Genomic DNA, 14427 nt, shown 5'->3' with positions numbered 1-14427 from the left:
ATATCTTTTAATTCCTTCAAAAAGTAATTATATGTCATACTTACGTGCGGGGCACTAATTCTTGGCATGTGACCTTTCTTGATATTATTTGCTTAAGTAAAAAATTTATCAAAGCCCCCCCCCCCCCCAAAATCACCTATCCAGTCTGACTAGAACGAGTTCACACCAAATTTCTCCAATTCATAGAAATCCTGAATATTGTTGACCGTGTGGACATAGACTGGCACCCCGAACTTTTCTACCTTTAAGGCCAAGCCCCGTCGCGCCCGCCAGACAGGCATTGTCAGCGCGTACAGATCCATATACCTCAAATGCGCCAAGACCGCCTGATCAGTCAAATAAGAACGATATAGCGTCCAGATAATATCCCTAAAGCCGAGCTCTTGCGCCGCAAAATAGTCTGACGGCGAATATGCCTGCAGAATAAATCTGTCTCTGACCTCCGGAAATCGATTTGCAAAATAGAAAAAAGCCTGTGTATTCCTTGACACGACATCGGTCACGATCTTTTTAGTGGGATTTTTTTGAGCCAGCTGACCACATCCTCGATCGTAAATACTTCGATCTTTGCCTGCTCGCGCAACTCTTTCAATGTATACGATGCAAACGGCCTCCAAGATATCCCATAGACGGAAAGCAGAGCGTCCCGCCAATCATCCAAACACACCAGCCGGTCGACTGCAGTCCAGGAAAAGTCAATCTCAAAAAACCGCCACTTACCTATATTCCTCTCTAGCGCGGATATGGGATTTCAGTATGTTCTTCCATCTACACCACCGCCAGCGTGAGCTATCACCGGAAGCCGACCCGATATAGAGCCTCGATCAGATGCATTTATGCCCCGCAGAAAGTATGAGGCATTTATCAGCGGCTCAGAGAAAACGATTGATCTTGCTGCATACCCCATCAAGATAACAACAAGCGAAACCATGCACGTCAAGAGCAGCTTTCTGGCCACGCCAAATACGGACAAGCCGCATCTTTTAACAGAAGTCATGTTTCGACTACTCCAGAACAATTTTTGCGATCTTTCCAGAAATCGACCAGACAACTACAGTTAACAAGAAAGCCACCAGACCGTCTACAGCATAGTGCCACGCCAAATGTATTGACCCTAGCCAGATGACCAGGATGACTAGTGCGATTAACGCGCCCAGCCATTTTTGATAGCCCCATGCTGCTAATGCAACCAAGGTGGCAACCGACACATGCATTGAAGGCATTGCCGAAATACCACCGCCGAATACAACCTCACCGTCATCATGAGCTTGTTTCAGATACCCTTGCAGCACAAGACCATTTAACGACTTGGCTGGCGACATCTCCATCAGCTCTTGATTCAAGTATTCGAGTTTCGACATTAAAGGCGCATAAACATTCGGTTCCGGACCCGCCCAATCGTAATAACAGGGGCCAGCCGAAGACAAGAGCAATGCGCTCAAACACCCGATAACGATGAAGCTCAGAGAAAACGCCAGCAGGTACTGCGCACGAAGATGTTGCAGTTCGCTTCGAAGCGTAACGAAAGCCAGGCTCATCCACATTATCGCAAACCAAAGGATATAGAACTGTTGCAATACCCACGTTGAAATTGCGTCACCAAAGATTGCATGTGTGAAGCGCCATGGATCATGCCCAAAGAATAGTATACGATCCAAGTACATAAAGAGTTCATCTTACTTGAAAGGCTTAAGCTCTGGAATGATGCTCTTGAAAACCGTGAAAGAGCCTAAAAGCAACGCCAAGATAATAAACACTGCAAAACGCAAAAACCAAACACTTGGCGATGATTGGGACAGGCCAAATCGGAAAATTGCAGCTAGTGGACGAGGAGTGCGCTCATAAAGAGCAAGGCGATAGACACGAATATACATTAGGGCGGGTGCAACTAAAACCCAAGAAATGAGTGTGACGCGGCCATAGTCTAGCCATGTATCCGTTGGCGACACGTCAAACACATCGGCCTGAAGCCATACCATGCCACTGAACGGCAAAACGACGGCCAGTAGCATGGCGATAATTCGAGATTCAGATCGCAAATCAAAGACCTCGATAAACCGTAGAAAGCAGGTGGCTGTTGCGGAAGAACGGTCGGGGCCGATAGCACGCCAAGATAAAGCGCCTGCCCCTTGCTCTCGACCCCAAACCTCCGCAGGACCTTTCCCAGGACGTTTCGAGATGATTCTTATCCTGAAGGGCGTCCGAGCATTATCAGAATCGCCTTGGAAATGGGCGTTAAGATCACCATTAGCACCCTACGCTGCGCACACGCGCCCATCTACCAAACACTTACGCCACAAGTACCATCGGATGTCAGCATTTCGTTACAGAAGTTGGCCACCGTGGCTCGCGCGCCTCGCCCTGCTGGCGGTCGTGCTAATGATAGGCTACGGATGACAGGTCAGCAGCGTAGCCGCTGATGACCGCGGCGATATCGCTCTTTATCGCAGCGTCGTCGAGCGCATGCAAGGCGGCGAGGACTTCTACACGGCCAGGGGGACGAGCAGCACCGGCGGAACTACCCCACCAAGCCGTTCCTGGCCTGGCGGCTGCCGACGCTCGCCTGGGGTGATCAGCCACCTGGGAGAGTTCTGGGCCGCGAACCTGCTCCGGCTGTTGGGCCTGGTTGCGCTTCTGGCATGGATCATGGTGTTCAGGGACATTGGGCTCGACAGGCGCGGTGTCGTTGCCGGGGCTCTCCTGGCCTACTCCAGCCTTGTCATTGTGCTGCCATCCTCCGACTGCTTGCTGCACGAGACCTGGGCCGCAACGCTAATGGCACTTGCACTTGCCTACAACAACGCTGGTGGTGGTTGAGCGTGATCTGTGGCCTGGCGGCACTCGCCATCCGCGAGCTTGCGTTGCCATTCGTCCTGGCGATGGCGGCCTGCGCCCTTTGGCAGAGGCGTCGCCGCGAGGCCGCGTGGTGGGACGCTGGCATTGCCGCTTTTGCCATCGACCTGGCAGTCCATTCTTGAAAAGCGCGTTTTGTGATCGTTCGGAAAAATTATTGCACTCCTCTGCCTGTGGCGCGGTACCCAGGGACAGATCATCGACGGACTGCCGTTCAAGGATCCGGACGATCTGTTGCGCATGCTGCAGGCCCTGGCGCACCGGGACGGGGCGGCCTGGCATGGCCCTAAATGGAGCAGTTGAGCCCCTCACCCGGCGAATTTCGCCGGCTGATGTCGTCCACCCAACGTGATTTTTTCGCCGTCGCCGACTCAGGCCGGCGCCGGCAGCGGGGCTGGGGGCTGAAGCTGGCGCCCATGGCGGGACTTGAACATCGCGCGCGAGATGAGGCGATACCAACGGTGGGATGGTGCCCCCGATAGGACGCTCAAGGACCTCACCCGCGCCTATGAATGGCGCAAGGCGCAAGTGCGCTCCCGGGTCGAGTATCCCTTCCATGTGGTCAAGAACCTACTCGGCCACAGGAAGAGCCGCTACAAGGGGGAATCTTCGCTGTGCTGGTGGCGAGGGCTGAGCCGCTCTGCGTGCGCTGCGCTCGGCCAGAGGGCCATGCTAGGATTCCTGGTCGTTCATTCTGATGTTGGACAGGTCTCCGGATGATGAAGCGGCGCGCGCTACCTATCGGCATTCCGACCTTTCGCAAAATCCGCGAAGGGGGCTTCTACTATGTGGATAAAACCGCCTTTGCCCTGCGTCTGATCGAGGAAGGTACGCATTACTTTCTGTCGCGCCCGCGGCGCTTCGGCAAGTCGCTGTTCCTGGACACGCTAGCAGAACTCTTCGAGGGCAATGCGGCGCTGTTCCAAGGACTGGAGGCAGAGCAGCGCTGGGACTGGTTGCGGCGGCATCCCGTCATCCGGCTCAGCTTTGGCGGTGGGATGATTCAGAGCCGCGAAGAGCTGGACCGGCGCATCCTGGCGCTGTTGCGGAAGAACCAGGAGGCGATCGGCGTCACTTGCAGCGATCAAACGGACATCGTCAGCTGTTTCAGTGAGCTCATCGAACGGGCCCACGCCGCCACCGGCGAGCGCATGGTGGTGCTGGTGGACGAGTACGACAAACCTATCCTCGACAACATCACCGATCCAGAGCTCGCGCGCGATGCGCGACGGGCTGCGCAATCTCTACTCGGTGATCAAGGACTCCGACGCCCATTTCCCCTTCGCCTTCCTCACCGGAGTCAGCAAGTTCAGCAAGTTCAGCAAGTTCAGCAAGTTCAGCAAGTTCAGCAAGTTCAGCAAGTTCAGCAAGTTCAGCAAGGTGAGCTTCTTTTCGGGGCTGAACAACCTCAAGGACATCACCGTCGACGCACGCTACTCCGCCCTCTGTGGCTACACAGAGGCGGACCTGGATCAGGTGTTTGCGCCAGAGCTGGAGGGCCTCGATCGCGAACAGATCCGCACCTGGTACAACGGCTTTAACTGGCTTGGCGAGGCGGTCTACAACCCTTTCGATGTGCTGCTGCTGTTCGATCCACGCCTGTTTCGTCCCTGGTGGTTCGAGACCGGCACGCCAACCTTTTCGGTCGAAGTACCCACGCAACACTGCTACTTCACGCCGGATTTGGCCGAGGTGCGCGCCTCCGAGGCGCTGATCTCCACCTTCGATGGGCAAGACATGCCCTCCGAGGCCCTGCTCTGGCAAACCGGATATCTCACCTTCACCGGCGAGCGCCAGATCGGCGCGCGCCGGGAGTACAGCCTGGGCTATCCGAATCTCGAAGTGGAGTCCGCCCTCAACGATGCCCTGCTCAAGGGCCTGATGGGCGATGCCATGCAGGCCGAGCGCGCCGTCAGCCGACTCTACGATGTGCTGGCGAGCGGGGATTTCGATGCCCTACGCGCGCATATCGTCAGCCTTTTCGCCGCCATCCCGCATCAGTGGCACGACGGCGGCCCCATCGCCCGTTACGAGGGCTTCTATGCCAGCGTCTTATACAGCCATCTGGCCGCGCTGGGGTTGGACCTGGTGCCGGAGGACGCCAGCCATCAGGGCCGGCTCGATCTGCGCCTGCGCTTCAACGGGCGCATCTGGCTCTTCGAGTTCAAGGTGGTGGAACTGCTCCCCGAGGGTGCCGCGCTGCAACAGATCAAGGCGCGCGGCTATGCCGAGAAGTACCGCGCCGAGGGGCTGCCGATCCATCTCATCGGCATCGACTTCAGCCGCGAGCAGCGCACGCTCGTGCGCTTTGAGGTGGAGACGCTAACTAACTACTCCTGATCCCAGACCTTCCAGGGCGCCTGGCCGCTGGCCCAGAGCGCTTCGAGGGGCGTGTCCTGGACACGGCTGATGCGATCGCTATCGATGCGCAGGGCTCAAAAACGGCTGGGGCGGCTGCTCCGCCGTCATGGTCGCCAGCCCGCCGTGCGCACGATGGAAGGCGACGAACGCGCTGAGATCACGAAGTCATTGATGCCATGGGCCGAGTAGCCCTTCATGATGTACCAGAGGATGGGCTTGCCGCCAATCTCGTTCATGGGCTTGGGCCGCAGGTGGGTCTCTTCGGACAGGCGCGTTCCGAGCCCGCCGGCGAGGATGATTGCTTTCATGACATGGCTGGACAAAATGTAGAATATCGGCAACTAAAAGAATGCGCCTCGTGAATGCTCCGGGCAAAGAGAACGATGAGATGGTGACAATACGCTACGCGGGCTGGCCGTCATGGCTCGCACGCCTCGCCCTGCTGGCGATCGCGCTGTTGATCGGCTACGGCTTGTTGCTTGATGTTGAGCCACTGCATGAGCCCGAGGTCCAGGTCAGCAGCGGCTCTGCTGGCGACCGCGGCGACATTGCTCTTTATCGCAGGGTTGTCGAGCGCATGCAAGGCGGCGAGGACTTCTACACGGCCACGGGTGACGAGCAGCACCAGCGGAACTACCCCACCAAGCCGTTCCTGGCCTGGCGGCTGCCGACGCTCGCCTGGGTGATCAGCAATCTAGGAGAAGTTTGGGCTGCTAATCTGCTTCGATTCGTGGCGCTTGTGGCGGTGCTGGCCTGGATCATGGAACTCAAGGATCTCGGGCTCAGGCGTCGAGAGGTTATAGGTGGCGCACTCCTGGCATACTCCAGTCTAGTCATTGCGCTACCCCCGCCGACCTATTACCTGCACGAATGCTGGGCGGCCACTTTTATGGCGTTGTCACTTGCGGTTCGGCAACGCTGCTGGCCGCTTGGTGTGTTCTTTGGCCTTGTTGCCCTTGCCTTTCGTGAACTCGCGCTACCGTTCGTGCTGGCAATGGCGGTCTGTGCGCTCTGGGAGGGGCGTCACCGGGAGGCCGCCTGGTGGGGGGCCGGCATCATCGCCTTCGCGCTTGGGCTGGCGGCGCATGCCTGGGTAGTTAGCGGACATGTGCCCCCGGATGGTCTGCAGGGGGCAAGCTGGCTCGCGTTTGGCGGCTGGCACTTTGTGCTCTCCGCCAGCCAGTGGAACGTGCTGATTGTTGCCGCGGGCCCCTGGCTAGCGGCGTTCTGGCTACCACTGGCACTGCTCGGGGCAGCAGCCCGCCGCGATCCCCTTGGCACGCGACTGATGCTGCTGGTGGCAGGCTATAGCGCTGCCTTCCTCTTCGTCGGGCGTGACAACAACGGTTATTGGGGCATCATCTACGCGCCCCTGGTGGCCATCAGCGTCACCTTCGCGCCAGCCGGACTCCGCGTACTCTGGGCCTCGGCGCGCGGTCGCCCCGTTACGGCGTTCTGAGGCACGCAATGGTGTCCGGCAAGCACTCCGACACTGATCTAAAACACCCGGTCCTGTGGTCGTTGGCCGTGGTGCTGGCGCTACTCGGAGTGTGGCGCGGTACCCAGGGGCAGATTATCGAGGGGCTGCCGTTCAAGGATCCGGACGATCTCATGCGCATGCTCCAGGCCCTGGCGCTCTGGGACGGAGCGGCCTGGCACGACCTGACCATGCCGCGGCTGAATCCGCCCGAGGGCGTGTTGATGCACTGGTCGCGCCTGCCCGATCTGCCGCTTGTCGCGATACTGGCGCTGTCGGAGCCGGTGCTCGGACGCGACGCCGCCGTGCTGGTCGCCGCCTTCCTGGTGCCGGTGCTCTTGGGGCTCGGCTTCTTTACCGCACTCATCTGGGCCGCGCGGCCACTCACCGGACGTGACGGCCAGCTCTATTCCGCCCTGGTCGTGCTTGCGCTCAGCATCCCGCTCCTGCCCTTTGCCGCCGGGCGCATCGACCATCATGGCTGGCAACTGCTGCTGGCGCTGATCAGTGCCGGCGCCGTTCTGCGCGTGGCTGCGGGCGGCGCGTCGCCCTGGCTGCCCGTCATGGCGGGCATCGCCGGCGCGCTCGGACTTTGGGTCGGCGCCGAGGCCATTCCTTCCGTGGCCCTGAGCGGCGGCGTGCTGGGCCTGGTCTGGTTGCGCCGTGGACGTTGGGGCGCCGACCGCCTGGCGGGCTATGGGCTGAGCCTGACCCTGACGTCGGCCCTGCTGCTGCCCGTGGCCCTTGCCCCTGGACAACGCGTCTCCACCGCCTGCGATGCCTTTTCGCTGCTGAGCGTTGGGCTCTGTGCTGCCGTGCTGCTGCTCGGACTCGCGAGCACGGCACTGGAGCGCCAGTCGCGGTTCTCGCTGACGCTCAGCGCTCGCCTGCTGGCCGGCGTCGGACTGGGCACGCTCTTGCTTGGCGCACTGTATCTGCTGTTTCCGCACTGCGCCGCCGGTCCCTATGCCGAAAACAGTCAGGACGCCGCCCTGCTGGTCTCGCGCGTGCAGGAGGCGCAATCGCTCTGGAGCGTCATCCGGCACACACCCGCAACTGCCGTTTACCACATGGCGCTCCCCGTGCTGGCCCTGCTCATGGCCACCTGGCGCGTACTGCGCGGCGCCGAGGCCGAGCGTACCCTGTGGCTTGGGCTGGTGCTACTGGTCGCCGGCGGCCTGCTGCTGCAATTCTGGCAACTGCGCGGAACCTACCTGGCCAATAGTTATGCCGGGCTGGTGCTATGCTGGTGGGCAGCCAGCGTCGGCGCAAAGGTAGGTGAAGCCCGTGGGCTGCTTCAACGCCTGCTGCGGCGCGGCGGGCCTGCGCTCACGGTGGCCCTGCTGCCGATCCTTCTGCCCCTGCTGGTGGTGCGGACGGCGGAGACCTCCACGGCGACGGCCGAACCCGCGGAGAAGATCGCGCCCTGCGACATGCGCAAAGTGGCGAACTTGCTGAATGAACCGATCTGGACTGATACCGGCCCGCTGCTGATCGCCGCTCCCGTCAACAATGGCGCCACGCTGCTCTTCCTCACGCCACACCAGGTGCTCGCGGCCCCGTACCATCGCAATGCCAGCGGATTGCGCGATCAGACACTGATGTTCTATCGCGACCAGGCGACCGCTCGGGAGGCGATCATGCGTCGCGGCGTCGATCTGCTGCTGGTGTGCGAGGGCGACCCGGTGTTGAGCCACGAACGCCGCGAGGGCAGCACGCTGTTCGCCGATCAGCTCCTGCAGGGGTCAGTTCCGGACTGGCTGGAGCCGCTACCATTGTCCGACGGCCCCCTGCTGTTTCGGGTGCAACATGCGGTCGCCGCGAGCGACGGATCCCGGTGATTTCCGTTGACCAGGCCCTGGCCTTTCGCGAGCTTGCCCTGCCCTATGTGCTGGCCATGGCCAGCCTTGCGCTCTGGGAAGGTCGCCGGCGCGAGGCGACCTGGTGGGCGGCGGGCAGCCTTGCCTTTGCCATCGGCCTGGCGCTGCATGCCTGGATGGTCAGCGGCCACATCGGACCTGAGGCTCGCGCGGGCGGCGGCTGGCTTGCCCTCGGTGGCTGGGCCTTCGTGCTGGCGGCCAACCAATGGAACGGACTCATCATCGGCGCTGGCGTCTGGCTGACCGCCCTGTGGGTGCCCCTGGCCCTGCTGGGTGCCGGCGCCTTGCGCGACCCCTTGGGACATCGGCTGCTGCTGACCGTGGCTGGCTACAGCGCGGCCTTTTTGCTCTTCGGTCGCGATAACAACAGCTACTGGGGTCTGATCTATGGACCGCTCGTGGCAGTGAGCCTGGTGTTCGTGCCCGGCGCGCTACGCACGCTCTGGCGGCGAGCCCGCGGTTCCTTGGCGTAGGCAAACACCAGTGGAGTTGCCTAAGAGGCCGAAAGTCAGCATAGTTGCGCCATGAGCTCGGTTGTCAACCTCTACGAAGCACTCACCACTGCGACCGACGAGCGCGCCCGCGCGCGGGTCATCGCCGAGGCCTTCGAGCGGCTGGAAGACCGCTACCCGCATCTGCCGGACCTGGCCACGCAAGGTCATGTGCGTGAGTCAGAGCTGCGGCTGCAGAAAGAGATCGAACAAGTCCGCGGCGACATCGCGCGCATCAAGACGGACCTGCTCAAGTGGCTGGTGCCGCTCATGCTCGCCCAAGTCGCCGCCATTGCCGCGCTGGTCAAGCTACATTAGGGCACATTCCATTTAGCCCGCACTGGACCCCTTCGCTCTTTGCTTTTGCTCTTTTCCCTCCTTTTTCTCCCCGGAGGAACGCATGGCACAACTCATCGTCCGAAACCTGGAAAATCACGTCAAGACGGCACTCAAGCAACAGGCCGTTCGGCATGGCTGGAGCGTGGAAGAAGAGATCCGCCAGATTCTACGTCGCGCTGTCAATGCAGAGTTGGAAGCTTACCCCAAGCTTGGTTCCAGAATCGCTGCTCGATTTGCAGACGCGGGCCTGGATGAGCCACTGCGCGAGATGCGCGGCCAAACCGTCGAGCCCATAGACTTTGGCGCATGATCATCCTCGACACCAATGTCCTCTCGGCAATGATGCAACGGCAGCCGGACCCAGTTGTCGTCAGCTGGCTAGACGCACAATCGGCAGAGACCGTCTGGATTAGCAGCATTACCCTATTCGAGGCACACTATGGGCTGGAATTGCTCGCCAAGGGGCAGCGCAAGACGCTTCTGCAACAACGATTTGAAGAATTGGTCAAGATCGATCTTGCCAATCGGGTCCTTGTCTTTGACGTGCAAGCGGCCAGCCAGGCCGCCCGCCTGGCGGCAGAGCGCAAGGCGCGAGGCCGACCTGTTGACATCCGAGACACCTTCATCGCCGGCATCGCAATAGCCCATGGCGCCATCCTCGCGACTCGCAACATCAAACACTTCGACGATCTCCACACGCCCGTCATCAACCCATGGGCAGATGGCTCAGCGAGGCCTTGATCATCATTTTGGCCAAGAGCTCGCTGGGATGATAGATACAGCGTCAGTCGCATCGTACATCCGACGCCTCCGGACGTGCGGGTGAAGCCGCACCTACAGCGGGGCAATCGCATCACTCGAGGCTAATCTTCGAGGATCCTGATGTTGTGCGTTTGCTCGGCGGGTCAGGCGGCGTGACGAACTCCGAAGGAGATCAGGGAGGTCGAGGCACGGCTGCAGCAGCAGCTCGAGCAGCTCGAGCAGCTCGAGCAGCTCCGCGGCGACCTTCGCACCGCCGAGCTGCGTTTGCAGTAAGAGATCGAACAAGTCCGCGGAGACATCGCGCGCACTAAGCTGGACCTCCTCAAGTGGCTGGTGCCGCTTATGCTCGCCCAAGTCGCCGCCCTCGCCGCGCTGGTCAAGTTACTCTAGCGGGCATTCTATTTACCCCTGACCCCTATTGCTACGCACGCTCTGGCGGCGGGCCCGCGGTTTCTTGGCGTAGGCAAACGGCAATTTGCCCAGTGTTTCCCGTTCGAGGAAGGATGCCCGCACTGAGACAGCATCTTGAGCACGCCGTCGATCTAGATCAAGCGGATGAGTGCCTTGTCTCTGACGCTTGTTATACTCCAAGAGGCCTGATTACAAGATCGGCCGGTAGATTGGAACAACAAGCGCAGCGGTTCCACCAACCCAGCAGCAGTTGATCAGGAACCTGATCAAAGCCCTCCGAGGCATCTCAGAGGAGGCTATGCGTGGCGCTGTCATCACAGCAAGAGTTTGATCGTTTGCTCGTTCCCACGGTCCGCGCGGGAATGCAGCCGCGGTGCGGTGCGGTGCTCTGCGTATAGTCATGTAGGTTGGGGTAAGGCACGAACCCCAACATGCCCGGCACCATTGGCCACCGAGTGTTGGGGTTCGCAAGCTCACCCCAACCTACGGGCTCTAGGCGGCACAGCAAGCGGCGTTGCCGTAGAGCCGGCGTCCAGCCGGATGGAGGCGGACGCAAGGCCCGTTTCCAGCATCAATCTCGGCAGTGGGCTACCTGATTCACTCGCTCGTGACATTGCGCGGGATTGAGCCATCCCCCTTGTCCCGATTCCCGCGTTCCCACGCACCGTGCTTGTGAAAAGATTCCGCGTAGGTTGGGGTGAGGAACGAACCCCAACACACCTGGCGTTTTAAACCATTGATCGTTGGGGTTCGCAAGCTCACCCCAACCTACAGGCCCTTTATCTGCCTATTGAACCAGAAACGGTTTTCCAGGTGGACCGCTCGGAGACCTAAAGTCATAGCCACCTGCCCCCGGTGTACCCACTAGGGCGATGGTGTCGGCGATGATGGCGCCGCGGAATTGACCCCCTGGACCGGTGATATCGCCTGTTCCTCCAATCGAAACAGAACCACTCGGCGAGTAGATGATCACGCCTGCTCCCTCATCCGCTTGCAGCAAAGAAGCCGTGCCCCTGATATCCAGGCCATCGGCTAACCAATAGATACCCGAAGGCAACGCTGCAACAGTGTTGCCTGAAAGCTCGACAACGCCAGTCTTCTTGTCCTTTTTCCAATCAATCGTATCTGGTAAATTGCAGTAGACAGTTAAGCCTTCGAATGTATCACCGCAATCTATACCGCTAAGTGGATCGCCCGTAACATCAACACCCGTCTTTGGAGATGGGTCAATGCTTGCTTTCCCATGAACGTCTTGCCCGCCGACGATCTTGATGTCGGCATCGTTGGCTTTGACATCAATCGATGCACTGTTGACATACAAGGCATCATCGCTGTGGTTTGAATCAACGATGATGTCGCAGCCATCGCTTATAATCGCGGCAGTACCGCGCAACTCGAGAGCTTTGCTTGCATCAGGCGACAATGCATGTATGCAGGCACCAATACTCGATTCCGCCATCCCAACCGCCGCCACGGCGCGGGCGGTTAGCAGTTCCGGCATACCGGGGATCCAGCCGAAGTAGCTGTTGGCCGTGGTGCAGATGCCAACGCTGACACACGCGCTGCCCTCCGGGCACTCTGTGATCGTATTCGTGTCGCTGTCGGTCACGATGATGTCCGTGTCGGCTTTGGGACAGGTCACGTCCTGCTGCGCCTGAACGCCGGCTTGCCTGACGGTATTCACCGCCGTTGCGCGCAACCAGTCAGCCCGATCCGAACCGCCTCTGTCCAGTTCGCTGGCGGCGGACAGGGCCGCCCGTTCCGCGACATGCCGAAGCCGGTTCTTGTCGCGAAAGATCAGCCCCACGTCAAAGACGATGCCAAGTACCGCCACGAACACCGGAACGGATATCAGCACGAACACAAGCAACGAGCCTCGTGCGCGGGCGCGGCGTCCTCGCCGGCGCTGGCTCGACCGACGCATGGGGTATGGCCTGCCTGTTTTCATGGTGATGCCCCGTGTTTCCTCGAAAACTGGTGATTCTCTGCCTTGCCTGTCAAGGCGCTGGATCGAATCGCCCTGGTCTGCTCATGCGCCCGTCACCACGCGCTCCATATGGGCCTTGAGATCCAGGTCCGGGATGATCGGCGTCATGAAGCGATAGGTCCTCTCGACCCAGACGCACACCAGCGACCCGGGATCATTCCTGCCTGTAGGCGAGGTCGCCCAGTCGGAACCGGAGGCGTCATCCGGTACCCGACAGGCTTCGGCGTTTTCGGTTGCCGTCCAGAGCGTTGTTACTGTGGCATTACTCAGCCCTGGAAAGTCCCGTACCTGTGCAGCAATACTGTCGCTCGTTGCGGGAACGCTGGCCCCGCTGCCGTGCAGGCTGGCATAGCGGGCGGCGTCCTCGGCGGCATAGACCATGGACATATACAGGCGCATGGCATTGGCCGTCTCGATGATGCCGAAAGACAGGAACAGGAATAACGGCAGGACGATGGCCATCTCGACCACATGGGCGCCGCGCTGCCGTGTCCGGGGACCAGCCCGATTCGCTTCCAGCCGTCGTCTCAAGGTCGATCTCTCCACAGGCCCATGGCTATAAGAATAGACTGAATGCAGACGGATTTACCTGCCCCATCGCTCGATACCTCATTCAATGAGGTATGGCCGACCGGTCCCGACGGCCGCGCTCGCGCAGGCCCGCTGCAGACCGGTCAGCACCGAGCGCCCGTCCGTACAGATCACCACGGTGACAACGCGCGCATCCGGCACGGTACGGTCGCGGCACTTTCCGGAGCCTTCGGGCCCGAGAAAGACCAGCACGCTGGACCCGCCGCCATCACACGCGTCGTTGTCATGGCGAATCCGGGCGAGTTCGGCGGTATGGCGAGCCGCTGAAACAACCCAGACGCGGGCGTCCGCTTGCTCGGTCCGCTGGGCCCATTCAGTGGCGCCGGTCAACGCCACCTGATCCGCGATCTGTTGCAGCGAACAGCGGTCGCAGGTATTCATGCCGACATGTGCCAGGCCCCAGAAAACCCCGATCACCAACAAGGCCACGCCCCCGAGCAGCAGCAGCAATAGGGATCCGCGCGCCGTTTCTCGGCGAGATGTCGATTGTTTATGGATGACAGGCATGATAATCGCCGGCAAATGACGCGGCCCGCTGGATGTTCGTTGCCACTTGGCTGGTCTATTGCGCCAATTGTTGCGTCTTGGTCACCGTCAGCAAGAGCGTATCGCCAATAATGCGCTCCAGTAACGGCGTTACGGGTACGAAATTGTCCGTCACCTGCACTTGCACCATCACCGCCGGCGGACCGGCTTCCCAGGGTTCGCCGTCGGAGTTCATATTTTGGCAGTCGAAGTCCGGTATATCGTCATCCACACATGAGTCGGCTTTTTCAAACACGAGTTCCGCCGGAACCTTTGTTGTATCGAGTCGGCGGCATTCGCAGTAGGCGCTTGCCGTCACACCGTCCGTCGCATTACCGTCCTGGTCGAGATCATCCCCGAAAACAAGATCCGCCGACGCCGCCGTCCGCGCCTGAATACTCGATTTGGCAGCGGCATTGAGCCCCCCAATTACGTCATCATTCTGATCCGTCATTAGCGCAAAAGCTGGATCATTCACGTCGCCACCGCTATAGCGTTGATAGGCATACATCACGCCGGCATAGGCCGCGTACTCCACCCGCAAGGCCCAGGCGATGGCGCGACCGAAGTCGAAGACCACCACGAAAACGAGAAGGAGCACGGGCGCAATAACAATGAACTCGACAATGGCCGAGCCGCTGCATCGATTCCCGCACCTTTGATCTGTACTGGCCACAATGGAACCCAGAGCATCATGCGACTGCCGTTTCCCAGGGATCATAATTGACGCATCAGGATTATCAGCCGGCG

General features: G+C 60.1%; 17 protein-coding genes and 2 pseudogenes. 10 read left to right on the top strand and 9 right to left on the bottom strand.

Going from position 1 to position 14427, the window contains the following annotated elements; genetic code table 11:
- Positions 1-149: 149 nt before the first annotated feature.
- The 3 genes from F2Q65_RS11515 to F2Q65_RS11505 form a co-directional block, all read right to left on the bottom strand.
- Entirely contained in the window at positions 150-653 is a 504-nt protein-coding gene (locus F2Q65_RS11515) for a PI-PLC domain-containing protein (protein ID WP_150093498.1), read from the bottom strand.
- Between the two features lie 351 nt (positions 654-1004).
- Complete coding sequence (locus tag F2Q65_RS11510) at positions 1005-1664, bottom strand: phosphatase PAP2 family protein (protein WP_150093496.1); 660 nt, start codon at positions 1662-1664, stop codon at positions 1005-1007.
- A gap of 12 nt (positions 1665-1676) precedes the next feature.
- On the bottom strand, positions 1677-2012 hold the full coding sequence (locus F2Q65_RS11505) for a hypothetical protein (RefSeq protein ID WP_150093494.1): 336 nt from the start codon (positions 2010-2012) through the stop codon (positions 1677-1679).
- Between the two features lie 556 nt (positions 2013-2568).
- On the opposite strand from F2Q65_RS11505, the gene F2Q65_RS11500 reads away from it, so the two are divergent.
- The 4 genes and pseudogenes from F2Q65_RS11500 (at position 2569) to F2Q65_RS20430 (ending at position 5193) form a co-directional block, all read left to right on the top strand.
- Positions 2569-2817 (top strand): hypothetical protein, encoded by a 249-nt coding sequence (locus F2Q65_RS11500; RefSeq protein ID WP_150093492.1) that lies wholly within the window; start codon positions 2569-2571, stop codon positions 2815-2817.
- 522 nt (positions 2818-3339) lie between these two features.
- Positions 3340-3456 (top strand): annotated as a pseudogene (locus F2Q65_RS11495) (IS5/IS1182 family transposase); the annotation flags it as partial.
- Positions 3457-3569: 113 nt separating this feature from the next.
- A pseudogene (locus F2Q65_RS20435) lies at positions 3570-4113 on the top strand (AAA family ATPase); the annotation flags it as partial.
- A gap of 477 nt (positions 4114-4590) precedes the next feature.
- Complete coding sequence (locus F2Q65_RS20430) at positions 4591-5193, top strand: PD-(D/E)XK nuclease domain-containing protein (protein WP_425473413.1); 603 nt, start codon at positions 4591-4593, stop codon at positions 5191-5193.
- 125 nt (positions 5194-5318) lie between these two features.
- Here the strand turns inward: F2Q65_RS20430 and F2Q65_RS11485 are convergent, their stop codons facing one another.
- Entirely contained in the window at positions 5319-5522 is a 204-nt protein-coding gene (locus F2Q65_RS11485) for a sugar phosphate nucleotidyltransferase (protein ID WP_281291026.1), read from the bottom strand.
- Positions 5523-5563: 41 nt separating this feature from the next.
- Here F2Q65_RS11485 and F2Q65_RS11480 point away from each other — a divergent pair, with 41 nt between their 5' ends.
- The 6 genes from F2Q65_RS11480 (at position 5564) to F2Q65_RS11455 (ending at position 10142) form a co-directional block, all read left to right on the top strand.
- The gene (locus F2Q65_RS11480; RefSeq protein WP_150093490.1) at positions 5564-6673 is read left to right on the top strand and encodes a hypothetical protein; all 1110 of its coding nucleotides are present in this window, start codon (positions 5564-5566) and stop codon (positions 6671-6673) included.
- Between the two features lie 8 nt (positions 6674-6681).
- Positions 6682-8532: a hypothetical protein gene (locus F2Q65_RS11475; protein WP_150093488.1), complete on the top strand. Its 1851-nt coding sequence runs from the start codon at positions 6682-6684 to the stop codon at positions 8530-8532.
- Positions 8529-9044 carry a hypothetical protein gene (locus F2Q65_RS11470; protein ID WP_150093485.1) on the top strand — a complete coding sequence of 172 codons (516 nt, stop codon included), beginning with the start codon at positions 8529-8531 and terminating at the stop codon, positions 9042-9044. The genes F2Q65_RS11475 and F2Q65_RS11470 overlap by 4 nt, the downstream gene beginning before the upstream one ends.
- 51 nt (positions 9045-9095) lie before the next feature.
- Positions 9096-9380: a DUF1640 domain-containing protein gene (locus F2Q65_RS11465; protein WP_150093484.1), complete on the top strand. Its 285-nt coding sequence runs from the start codon at positions 9096-9098 to the stop codon at positions 9378-9380.
- An 82-nt stretch (positions 9381-9462) separates the two neighbouring features.
- A complete protein-coding gene (locus F2Q65_RS11460; protein ID WP_150093482.1) occupies positions 9463-9711 on the top strand; it encodes a FitA-like ribbon-helix-helix domain-containing protein in 249 nt (82 codons plus the stop codon).
- Positions 9708-10142, top strand: coding sequence for a type II toxin-antitoxin system VapC family toxin (locus F2Q65_RS11455; RefSeq protein WP_150093480.1), 435 nt, complete (start codon positions 9708-9710; stop codon positions 10140-10142). The genes F2Q65_RS11460 and F2Q65_RS11455 overlap by 4 nt, the downstream gene beginning before the upstream one ends.
- Positions 10143-10235: 93 nt before the next feature.
- On the opposite strand, the gene F2Q65_RS20315 is transcribed toward F2Q65_RS11455, so the two are convergent.
- From F2Q65_RS20315 to F2Q65_RS11430, 5 genes are all read right to left on the bottom strand, one after another.
- Positions 10236-10517, bottom strand: a complete 282-nt coding sequence (locus F2Q65_RS20315; RefSeq protein ID WP_170265658.1) for a hypothetical protein — start codon at positions 10515-10517, stop codon at positions 10236-10238.
- Positions 10518-11361: 844 nt separating this feature from the next.
- On the bottom strand, positions 11362-12438 hold the full coding sequence (locus tag F2Q65_RS11445) for a pilus assembly protein TadG-related protein (protein ID WP_246156159.1): 1077 nt from the start codon (positions 12436-12438) through the stop codon (positions 11362-11364).
- Between the two features lie 165 nt (positions 12439-12603).
- The gene (locus F2Q65_RS11440) at positions 12604-13032 is read right to left on the bottom strand and encodes a TadE/TadG family type IV pilus assembly protein (protein WP_281291027.1); all 429 of its coding nucleotides are present in this window, start codon (positions 13030-13032) and stop codon (positions 12604-12606) included.
- 138 nt (positions 13033-13170) lie between these two features.
- On the bottom strand, positions 13171-13659 hold the full coding sequence (locus F2Q65_RS11435; protein ID WP_150093474.1) for a hypothetical protein: 489 nt from the start codon (positions 13657-13659) through the stop codon (positions 13171-13173).
- Positions 13660-13714: 55 nt separating this feature from the next.
- Positions 13715-14353 carry a TadE/TadG family type IV pilus assembly protein gene (locus F2Q65_RS11430; protein WP_170265655.1) on the bottom strand — a complete coding sequence of 213 codons (639 nt, stop codon included), beginning with the start codon at positions 14351-14353 and terminating at the stop codon, positions 13715-13717.
- Between the last annotated feature and the right edge of the window lie 74 nt (positions 14354-14427).

This window comes from Thiohalocapsa marina (assembly GCF_008632335.1).
GTDB classification, from domain to species: Bacteria; Pseudomonadota; Gammaproteobacteria; order Chromatiales; family Chromatiaceae; genus Thiohalocapsa; species Thiohalocapsa marina.
Note: the sequence above shows the minus strand (reverse complement) of the source record. Positions and strands in the feature narration are given on the sequence as shown.

Coding starts and splice junctions, on each gene's coding strand:
- F2Q65_RS11510 (WP_150093496.1), bottom strand. CDS start 1,664: ATGTACTTGGATCGTATACTATTCTTTGGGCATGATCCATGGCGCTTC.
- F2Q65_RS11505 (WP_150093494.1), bottom strand. CDS start 2,012: ATGCTACTGGCCGTCGTTTTGCCGTTCAGTGGCATGGTATGGCTTCAG.
- F2Q65_RS20430 (WP_425473413.1), top strand. CDS start 4,591: ATGCCCTCCGAGGCCCTGCTCTGGCAAACCGGATATCTCACCTTCACC.
- F2Q65_RS11485 (WP_281291026.1), bottom strand. CDS start 5,522: ATGAAAGCAATCATCCTCGCCGGCGGGCTCGGAACGCGCCTGTCCGAA.
- F2Q65_RS11480 (WP_150093490.1), top strand. CDS start 5,564: ATGCGCCTCGTGAATGCTCCGGGCAAAGAGAACGATGAGATGGTGACA.
- F2Q65_RS11475 (WP_150093488.1), top strand. CDS start 6,682: ATGGTGTCCGGCAAGCACTCCGACACTGATCTAAAACACCCGGTCCTG.
- F2Q65_RS11465 (WP_150093484.1), top strand. CDS start 9,096: ATGAGCTCGGTTGTCAACCTCTACGAAGCACTCACCACTGCGACCGAC.
- F2Q65_RS11460 (WP_150093482.1), top strand. CDS start 9,463: ATGGCACAACTCATCGTCCGAAACCTGGAAAATCACGTCAAGACGGCA.
- F2Q65_RS11455 (WP_150093480.1), top strand. CDS start 9,708: ATGATCATCCTCGACACCAATGTCCTCTCGGCAATGATGCAACGGCAG.
- F2Q65_RS11435 (WP_150093474.1), bottom strand. CDS start 13,659: ATGCCTGTCATCCATAAACAATCGACATCTCGCCGAGAAACGGCGCGC.